General features: G+C 40.9%; 2 protein-coding genes. Both read left to right on the top strand.

Translation table 11 applies throughout. The features are described 5' to 3' along the window. Nucleotides 1-193 precede the first annotated feature (193 nt). Nucleotides 194-6736: a polyketide synthase gene (locus tag GO621_RS12710; protein ID WP_157567584.1), complete on the top strand. Its 6543-nt coding sequence runs from the start codon at nucleotides 194-196 to the stop codon at nucleotides 6734-6736. Nucleotides 6737-6738: 2 nt separating this feature from the next. After that, entirely contained in the window at nucleotides 6739-10779 is a 4041-nt protein-coding gene (locus GO621_RS12705; protein WP_157567582.1) for a non-ribosomal peptide synthetase, read from the top strand. The last annotated feature ends 74 nt before the right edge of the window (nucleotides 10780-10853 follow it).

Raw genomic sequence — 10853 nt, 5'->3', positions numbered from 1 at the left:
TCAGCTTTTATTGGAAACCTAATTTCCCCCTAAATAAGTTTAAACAACCTCAATGTTTAAATGTTTCCCTCAACAATATCCAACTAAAAATAATAACCAAAAAAAGAAGCTGTACGTATAAGAAAACCTATAGGTGCATTAGTTGAAAACTAAATAGCATGGCCGGCAAAGCAATAATTTCGCTATAGCAATTATGGGTTATAAAAATATTCATTTTATTCATCAGCTTTTTCAGCAACAAGTACAACAAACACCAAATGCAGTTGCTGTTTCTATGGCTGGCAAACAGCTTACCTATCAGCAATTAGAGGAATCGTCTAATTTGCTGGCAGGCTTTATAGCTGAGCAGGCATTTTCTTCCGGCCTCATTTCCATCAGCACTACCCGTTCGCTGGAAATGATTGTTGGTGTTCTGGCTATTTTAAAAGCCGGAAAAGCCTATTTGCCTTTAGATCCGAATTACCCAAAAGACAGGTTACAACAACTTGTCTCAGATTCGGGAACACAGTTTTGCCTGGCACCAAAAAATGAAAAAGGTTTTTTTGAAAAACTCGGGCTTCGTTCTATTCAGCCCGAAGAAAAATCGGCAGTAAACTTATCTGATATTAATCCCGGCGATTTAGCTTATGTGCTTTACACTTCCGGTTCTACCGGTGCGCCAAAAGGTGTTTGTATGGGCCACGCTTCGCTGGTTAATTTAATTACCTGGCAAAAACAGCATTCGGTTGCCGCGGAAGATTCACGTACTTTACAATTTGCGCCTTTAAGTTTTGATGTTTCTTTTCAGGAGATTTTTGCTACGCTTTGTACTGGCGGGCATTTAGTGCTGTTGACAGATAACGAACGGCTTAATCCAAATTTACTGTTGCAATTCCTTCAGGACAAGCAAATAAACCGTCTGTTTTTACCTTTTGTTGCTTTACAATATTTAACGGAAGCTGCGGTTTCCGGCAAAATTTTTCCGCCTTTTTTACAGGAAGTGATGACTGCCGGAGAACAGTTAAAAATTACGCCGCAAATCAGGCAGTTTTTTAACTCTTTGCCCGGCTGTGTTTTGTTTAACCAGTACGGGCCAACAGAATGCCACGTGGTAACACAATTAAAGTTAGCCGAAGATCCGCAAAACTGGCCTTCTTTACCTTCTATCGGAACAGCTATTGACGAGGTAGAAGTTTTGATTCTGGATGAAGAATTAAATCAAGTTGCAGATGGCGAAACTGGCGAACTTTGTTTAAGTGGAAAATGCATTGCAGAAGGTTATCTCAATCAGCCAGAACTTAATCAGGAAAAATTTCCAATCATAAATCATCCGGTAAAAGAAGCATTGCGCATTTACCGTACCGGCGACCTGGCCAGAATTCAGCCGAACAAAGAGATTGAGTTTTTGGGACGGATAGACCATCAGATAAAAATTAGAGGTTACCGGATTGAGCCGGGAGAAATAGAAACACTGCTTAACCAATCAGCAGCAGTTAAACAATCGGTTGTGGTTGCGTGGGAAGATGTTCCGGGTTTAACCAGGTTAGTTGCTTATCTGGTTGCTTCCGGAAACCAGCAGGATACAACAGTTTTAAGGCAAATCATAGCCCAAAAACTTCCTGATTACATGATGCCTGCTGCTTTTATCTGGCTAAAAGAACTACCATTTACCAGCAGCGGTAAAGTTGATAAAAAGCTTTTGCCAAAACCAGATTTTAAACGGCCGGAACTAACATCATTTTACAAAGCACCTTCAACAGAAACCGAAAAAAGAATTGCAGCCAACTGGGAAGCTTTATTACAACTGAACGAAATAGGCACAGAAGATAGCTTTTTTGAACTTGGCGGAAACTCGTTACTGGCTTTAAAAAGCATTGCTGCTTTAAAAGAGCAATGGCAATACCAGTTGCCGGTAGCAAAACTTTATCAATTTCCAACCATCAGCGGCATTGCTAAATATTTTTCAGGTGGAGATACTTCCATCATAACACAAAAAAACACCGGTAAAAGAAGCATTGGCCGGGAGGTTGCTGTAATTGGAATGGCTTGCCGTTTTCCCGGGGCAAACAATATAGGTGAGTTTTGGGAGATTCTGAAAAACGGCAAAGAAACCACCAGTTTTTTTACGGATGATGAACTCGATCCGGCTATTCCTTCAACTTTAAAAAATAATCCTGATTATGTTAAAGCCAGAGGTTTAATTGATCATGCTGATGAGTTTGATGCTTCCTTTTTTGGCATCAACCCAAAAGCTGCTGAATTGATGGACCCGCAACAAAGGGTTTTCCTGGAATTAGCGCGCGAAGTGCTGGAAACAACCGGACATTTGCCGGAAAAATTTTCAGGAACAACTGGTGTTTTTGCAGGATCAGGAAACAACAGCTATTATCAAAATAACGTATTTACAAATACAGAAAAGGTTGAAAATGTAGGCACTTTCCAGGTAATGGCTTTGAACGAAAAAGATTACATTGCCAGCAGGACCGCTTACGAACTGAATTTAAAAGGACCGGCAGTTAGCGTTTATGCTGCCTGTTCTACTGGTTTGTTAGCGATAACACAGGCAGCAGAAAGTATCCGAAATGGTCAATGTTCTGTTGCTGTAGCCGGAGCATCTGCCATAACTTCTCCTTTAAAAAGCGGAAGTTTATATCAGGAAGGCGCGATGTTTAGCAAAGACGGACATTGTCGCCCTTTTGATGCTAACGCACAGGGAACCGTTTTTAGCGATGGCGCAGGCGTGGTACTTTTAAAAAGCCTGGAAGATGCAGAGCGTGACGGCGATACTATTTTTGCAGTGCTAAAAGGAGCAGGCGTAAATAACGATGGCTCCGGCAAAAGCAGTTTTACAGCACCAAGTGCAGAAGGACAGGCAAATGCAATTGCAATGGCATTGGCCAATGCACAAGTTGACGCAGCTTCTATTTCCTATATTGAAACACACGGAACAGCAACGCCAATTGGCGATCCGATAGAAATAGAAGGTTTAAAACTGGCTTTCGGAAAGCAAACTGATCTGCAATTTTGTGCAATTGGTTCTGTAAAAAGCAATTTTGGCCATTTAACGGCGGCTGCCGGCGTTGCTGGGTTTATCAAAACTGCTTTGGCTTTGCATTATCAGCAAATTCCGGCTTCTATTAATTATAATCGGCCTAACCCGAATATCGATTTTGAGCATAGTCCGTTTTTTGTAAATACAGAATTAAAAAATTGGCAGGTAAAAGAAGCACGCTTTGCAGGCATAAGTTCTTTTGGTGTTGGCGGAACAAATGTGCATGTAATTATGCAGGAATATCTGCAAACGCCAATTGAAGAAACAGCACCAAAACCAGCTTGTTTAATCACTTGGTCGGCCAAAACAGAAGACAGTTTACAAAATTATACAAAAAGTTTAATTGATTATATCGATAAGTATCCGGAAACTGCTGCTGCAGATATTGCTTACACGCTTCATCATACCCGGCAGGATTTTAATTTCCGTGATTTTTTAGTTGTTTCTGATGTACAGGATTTGCAGGAGAAACTGGAACTCGCAGCTGTAAAACCTGCACAAAAAAACCTTCAAAATAACCGGTTAAAAGTAGCATTTCTGTTTCCGGGACAAGGTTCTCAATCTGTTAACATGAACCTGGAATTATATCAGCAGGAAAGTGTTTTCCGGGATGCAGTTGATGAATGCGCCATTTGGCTGAAACAGGAATTAGGCGAAGATATCCGAAATATTATTTATCCTGATTCTTCCGGCCCTGCCTCCGCAGAAAAACTAAAACAAACTTTATATGCCCAGCCTGCTGTTTTTACCATGCAATATGCAATGGCTAAATTATGGTTAAGCTGGGGATTGCAGCCTGAAAGTGTAGCCGGGCACAGTTTGGGCGAGTTTATGGCAGCACATTTAGCAGGGGTTTTTAGCCTGGAAGATGCCTTAAAATTAGTAGTTGCACGTTGTAAACTAATGCAGGTTTTGCCTGGCGGAAGTATGCTTGCGGTCAAAATCTCCCAACAAAAACTGGAAAAAATTTTACCAGCAAGCCTATCTATCGCAGCAGTTAACAGCCGGGATATTATGGTTGTATCTGGGGAAGATGAAGCTATTGCTTCTTTTAGCACCCAATTAAATGAGCAGGAAATTCCGGGCCGATTGCTGGAAAACAAACATGCTTTCCACTCTGCCTTGATGAATCCGATCCTGAAACCGTTTGAAGCAGTGGTAAAAACCATCGCTTTAAATCCTCCTAAAACACCAATAGTTTCTACCGTTACCGGAACCTGGCTTAAACCGGAAGAAGCAACATCTGCAGGTTACTGGTCGGCTCATATCCGCAATACGGTTTTATTTGCTGATGCTGTAGATACTTTGCTCATTGATCAGCATAACTTCCTGATTGGCGTTGGTCCCGGCAATGCTTTAGCGCCTTTAGTTCGGCAGCAATGTGTAAACAAAAATGCAATGTTTGCCAGTGCAGTAGCACCAACCGGAGAAAAAGAATCTGTATACGCCGGAATGCTGAAAGTGCTTGGACAATTATGGGCAGAAGGTTTTAAACCAGATTGGAAAGCCTTTTACAGCGGGCAAATCAGAAGAAAGCTCCAGCTTCCGCCTTACGCTTACGATTATAAAAAGTGCTGGGCAAACCCAATTTCTACAGCATTTAAAACTGATGCTGGGCCATTATTACAACAGGAAAATATTAAAGCACAAAAAATTCAACCTGAACAACCTAAAGTAATGAAAATAAATAAGTTATCAGAACAAATTAAAACCATTCTTTATGATGCTTCGGGAATTGAACTGCAGGAAATGCAGCCGGATTGCACATTTATAGAAATGGGCTTTGATTCGCTTTTGCTTACACAAATCTCGCTTTCATTAACTAAAAAATTTAATGTACCTGTTTCTTTCCGTAATCTGAACGAGCAGTTTGATACGATAGAATTACTGGCTGCCTATTTAGAAACAAAGCTGCCAAAAGAAGCTTTTCAGGAAGAAGTAGTTCAGCAGATGCCAAGTTTTTCTGTTCCAATTCAATCCACAAATTCTGGCCAGGACAATTCTGTTTTAAACTTATTAGCTCAGCAAATCCAACTGATTTCCCAGCAAATAAATTTATTGCAGGATGATAAAAAAACAGGGATAAAAGAAGTATTTGTTGCTGCGGAACAGAAACCTGTTGAGCTGCAATTATCTGCAGAAGAAGCAGCAGAAATTAAAAAACCATTTGGCGCAACGGCACGCATCCAAAAAGAAAAAGAAGAACTTAGTGTGCTGCAACGGGATTTTTTAAAGAACCTCATCAAACAATACAATCAAAAAACAGCAAAAAGTAAAGCCCAAGCTCAGGAAAACCGTGCTTTTATGGCCGATCCGCGTGTTGTTTCCGGGTTTAGTCCTGCTACTAAAGAAATTGTTTATCCACTTGTAGTTAATAAATCCAAAGGTAGCCATTTATGGGATGTAGATGGCAATGAGTATATTGATGCTTTGAATGGTTTCGGCAGTAATTTTTTAGGTTATCAGCCTGATTTCGTCAAAAAAGCTTTACAGGAACAATTAGAAAACGGATATGAAATCGGTCCGCAACATCAACTTGCAGGAGAAGTAAGCCAGCTTATTTGCGAATTTACCGGTGCAGATCGTGCTGCTTTATGCAATACCGGTTCTGAAGCTGTTTTAGGTGCGATGCGTATTGCCCGGACCGTTACAGGCCGCCCGCTCATTGTTGCTTTTTCGGGTTCTTATCATGGGATTGTTGATGAAGTAATTGTTCGCGGAACAAAAAAACTGAAGTCTTTTCCGGCAGCACCAGGAATTATGCCGGAAGCAGTTCAAAACATGCTGATCCTGGATTACGGAACAGATGAATCTTTAAAAATTATTAAAGAAAGGGTACACGAACTGGCTGCTGTTTTGGTAGAACCGGTACAAAGCCGAAGGCCGGAATTTCAGCCAATAGAATTTTTAAAAGAACTACGGCAAATTACCGAAGAAGCAGGCACGCCATTAATTTTTGATGAGGTAATTACCGGTTTCCGGATGCATCCGGGCGGCGCGCAGGCTTTGTTTGGCATAAAAGCAGATTTGGGAACGTATGGAAAAGTAATTGGCGGCGGATTATCAATTGGTGTAATTGCAGGCAAAAAACTTTTAATGGATGCGCTTGACGGAGGTTTCTGGCAATACGGAGACGATTCTACACCCGAAGCCGGCGTTACTTATTTTGCCGGAACTTTTGTACGCCATCCGCTAACGCTGGCTGCTACTAAAGCCACTTTAAACTACTTAAAAGAACAAGGCCCGGACTTACAAAAAAAGATCAATGCCGAAACCAGCAGGCTGGCAGAAGCAATGAACAAAACTTGTAACGAACATCAGTTGCCCATCTACATTGCAAGTTTTGGTTCTTTATGGAAGATTAAATTTAAACACGAATACAAACATAACGAACTGCTGTTTACCCTGATGCGAATGAAAGGAATCCATATCTGGGATAATTTTCCTTGTTTTTTAACCCAGGCACATACAAAGGAAGAAGTAAACCGCATAGCTAAAATTTTTGAAGAAAGTGCATTAGAACTGGCGGCAGCAGGTTTTTTAGGATTTAACGAAACCAGGAACCAACTGCAAAAAAGTATGGTAAAAGAAGCACCGCCAATTCCGGGTGCAAGGCTTGGAAAAGATAAAAATGGAAACACGGCCTGGTTTATAGCACACCCGGAACATAAAGACAAATTTTTGCAGGTTAAACAAAATAATTGAATTTGAACACAGCTACAGAACCTTACTATTTAGAACCGGTTGATTTCGATCCTTTTTCAGGGCCCGAAATTGAATTGTCTATTCCCCTGGCAAAACCGCAGGAAGAAATCTGGCTTTCCTGCAAGCTTGGTGGTGATGATGCCAACCGTTGTTATAACGAATCTGTTTCTTTAAACGTGAAAGGCTGCCTGGACCAAAACTCACTGCAGCTTGCTTTACAGGATTTGATCCTTCGGCACCAATCTTTACGCAGTAATTTTAAAAGCGATGGAACTGAAATTTTAATTTACAGAAGCTATCCTTTAAATCTTATTTACAAGGATTTATCCAATCAAAAAGAGCAAGAACAGCAAGTATTTATAAAACAGTTTTTGCAGCAGGAAGCCCAACAGGTTTACGATTTAGAAAACGGTCCGCTGTTTCGTACTACGCTTTTCAAACTTGCTCCGCAGGAACATTATTTTACGTTTAGTGCGCACCATATTATTTGTGATGGCTGGTCGTTAGGGATTCTGTTACAGGATTTAAGCAAACTTTACGTTGCTTACCAGCAAGGGCGAGAACCCAAATTGACGGAAGTGCCGCAAATGAGCAACTACATTAACGAACAGTTGCAGTTTTCGGGATCCAAAGCTTATCAGCAAACCAAACAGTTTTGGTTAAACCAATTTGACGGAAAAATACCTGTTACAGAATTACCGACAGATTATCCCCGGCCTGCTTCCCGAACTTATAAAAGTCAGCGTGACGATTTTAAATTAAGTCCTGAACTTACCTCGGCCATAAAAAAAACAGGCGCTAAAAAAGGTTGTAGTTTTGTTGTCACACTGCTTTCGGCTTTTGAAGTTTTGCTGCATAAAATAAACGGACAGGAAGAAGTAGTGCTCGGGCTTCCGGCAGCCGGGCAGGCAGCAAGTGGTTATTATGGCCTGACCGGACATTGTGTAAACTTACTTCCTATAAAAAGTGTGCTAAAAGAAGCATCAACTTTTAACACCTATCTCAAACAACGAAAAACAGAAATCCTGGATGCACTGGAACATCAGCAATTAAGTTTAGGCAGCCTGCTTAAACTGCTTCAGTTTCCTCGTGATCCTTCCCGTATTCCGCTTGCGCCCATTGTATTTAACATGGATATGAATATGGACGATGGCGTTAAGTTTGAAAGCTTAACCCATCGTTTGCATTACAATCCGCGCGCTTACGAAACTTTTGAGATATTTTTAAACGCAAGCGGATCAGAACAGGAATTAACGCTGGAATGGTCATACAATACCCAACTTTTTAAAGCAGGAACTATCCGCTGGATGATGGAAAGCTTTGAAATGCTGTTACAGGTTATTTCACAGGAACCTGATCGTTCAATCAGCAGTATCAGCCTTCCCTCGAAAAACGTTTTAAGCAAACAGTTAAAAAAATGGAACAATACGTTTGCGGTTTATCCGAAAGAAGCGCTTCCGGTATTAATCAGCCAAAGCCTAAAAAAGCATGCGGTAAAAACATCAATCCACTTTCATCATACTTCTATCACCAACGGCGAACTGTTGTCAAAATCCAACCAACTGGCCGCTTTGCTCCTTAAAAAAGGCATCAGGCAAGGCGATTTAGTTGGTGTAGCATTAGACCGTTCGATAGAAATGGTATTAACCATATTGGCTGTAATGAAAACAGGTGCGGCTTATATTCCGCTTGATCCTACTTATCCGAAGGAACGCATCAATTACATGCTGGAGGATTCTGAAGCCAAACTATTACTCGTTAATCAGAAATATAAAGGACAGTTTGTATCTCCTGCAGAAGAAATGCTGCTGGAAGAGATATTACCACAATTAAATCAGTTTTCGGCAGAAGAACCAAATGTAGAAATTAAAGGTTCAGATCTGGCTTACGTGTTATATACTTCTGGTTCAACCGGTAAACCAAAAGGCGTTCTGATAGAGCATCATAACATTGTTAATTTGCTAAACAGTATCCGGAAATGGCCGGGTATTTCTGCTGAAGACCGGATGCTGGCCATCTCGACTATTTCTTTTGATATTGCCGGGCTGGAACTTTTTCTGCCATTAATTTGCGGTGCGGAAATGGTTTTGGCAGATACAAAAACCGCAAAAAATGGTGACGAATTATTAAAGCTGATAAAAGCAGCTAAAGTAAGTTTGATACAGGCCACTCCGGCTACCTTTCGTTTGTTAATTGCTTCCGGATGGAAAGAAAAATTACCTGTACGGATTTTTTGCTGCGGAGAAGCTTTGCAGCCTGATCTGGCTAAAAATTTAACTACTTTATGTTCCGGTTTATGGAATATGTATGGCCCTACCGAAACAACCATTTACTCTACCGGAAAACATATTAATACGGATGAGCTGATTACTATTGGCCGCCCTATTGATAACACACAAATTTACATTCTGGATGAACATTTAGGCCTGCTTCCGGAAGGTGAAATCGGCGAAATATTTATTACAGGAGATGGCGTTGCAAGAGGTTATTTAAACCAGCCCGGCTTAACAGCAACGCGTTTTCCTGATGATATTTTTAGCGGTGTTTCCGGTAAAAAAATGTACCGTACCGGAGATGTTGGACGCTTTTTATCAAATGGTGAAATTGAGTTTTTAGGACGTGCAGACCATCAGGTTAAAATAAGAGGCCATCGGGTAGAATTGGGCGAAATAGAAGCCCGGCTTTCTTATCAGGAACACATCACTCAGGTTGTAGCAATAGCGCGCGAAGACCAGCCCGGGAACCAGCAACTGGTAGCTTATGTTGTTGCGCCTCATGTAAAAAAATACGACGAAAAGCAATGGATACATCAATGGAAATCTGCCTTAAAAGAAGTACTGCCCCCTTTTATGATACCGGCACAAATTGTAATCCTGCCTGCATTACCGCTAACGCCAAATAATAAAATAGACCGGCAGGCTTTACCTAAACCTAATGCTTTGCCAGGTACGGCAGTACCAACTGAAACTATTTCTGGTTTTATTGCACCGAGAACAGATGTAGAAAAATTAGTATCAGATATCTGGTGCGAGGTTCTCGGGCTTCCTGCCATTAGTATTTACGATAACTTTTTTGAGATCGGCGGACATTCGCTTACAGCAGTTAAGATTATGAATTTGCTGGAAAAAGAAACCGGACAACGTTTGCCACTTGCATCGCTATTTGAATCTTCCACCATCGAATCATTGTCACTACTGCTGCAAATGGATGGAAAATCTATTACATGGGATTCCCTGGTCCCTATCAGGCCAAAAGGCAGCAAAGCACCGCTTTATATGGTTCATGGCGCCGGACTAAATGTTTTGTTATTCAATACTTTAGCTACTTACATGGATCCCGATCAGCCTGTTTACGGCTTACAAGCAAAAGGTTTAAACGGCATTGATGAGCCTTTAGATAAGCTGGAAGATATAGCTGCACATTATGTAAGCGAGATCATCAAACATAATCCAAACGGGCCGTATATGTTGGCCGGTTATTCTTTAGGCGGAACGATTGCTTACGAAATGGCAAAGCAACTGCAGGAATTAGGCAAAGAAGTAAAAATGCTGGCACTTTTTGATTCTTATGCAGATCAAACCAAGTACATTCATCCTTTGCCTGTACGGCTACTTCATAAAATCTGGAATTATAACTGTCGTTTTCTATATACGTTCGTGCTGCTGGCCAAAAATCCGGTTAGCACTTACAAGTATAAAACCCTGATGATCAAAAGAAAAGTAACCAAATTTTACTGGAAAATAAACCCGGCCAAAGGCAAAGACCAGGTTGGTTTTTTTGGTTATGCTAACGAGATTGACAGGATGAACCAAAATGCTGCTGCACATTATCATATTACACCTTATAATGGAACTATTGATCTTTTCCGTGCCAAAGTGAGGACGTATTATATGGAAGACCCTAAATACCTGGGATGGGACAAATTTGCTTTAAAAGGAGTCCGCATTCACGAAATCCCCGGAGACCATAATTATATTTTTGCTCCTCCAAACGATAAAGAATTTGCACAAGTATTGCAAAATTGTTTAAACCAATCCGCCTAACTAAGATGCGGATTGGTTTACATGCTTCTTTTACCGGATAAAAATTATTGTTTTAATCCTCTTTCGAAACTAAT

Origin of the sequence: Mucilaginibacter arboris, assembly GCF_009754915.1 — a bacterium.
GTDB classification, from domain to species: domain Bacteria; phylum Bacteroidota; class Bacteroidia; order Sphingobacteriales; family Sphingobacteriaceae; genus Mucilaginibacter_A; species Mucilaginibacter_A arboris.
This window is presented reverse-complemented; position numbering and strand designations above follow the sequence as displayed.

Excerpts from the sequence above, each read along its gene's own strand:
- GO621_RS12710 (WP_157567584.1), top strand. The coding sequence starts at position 194 with ATGGGTTATAAAAATATTCATTTTATTCATCAGCTTTTTCAGCAACAA.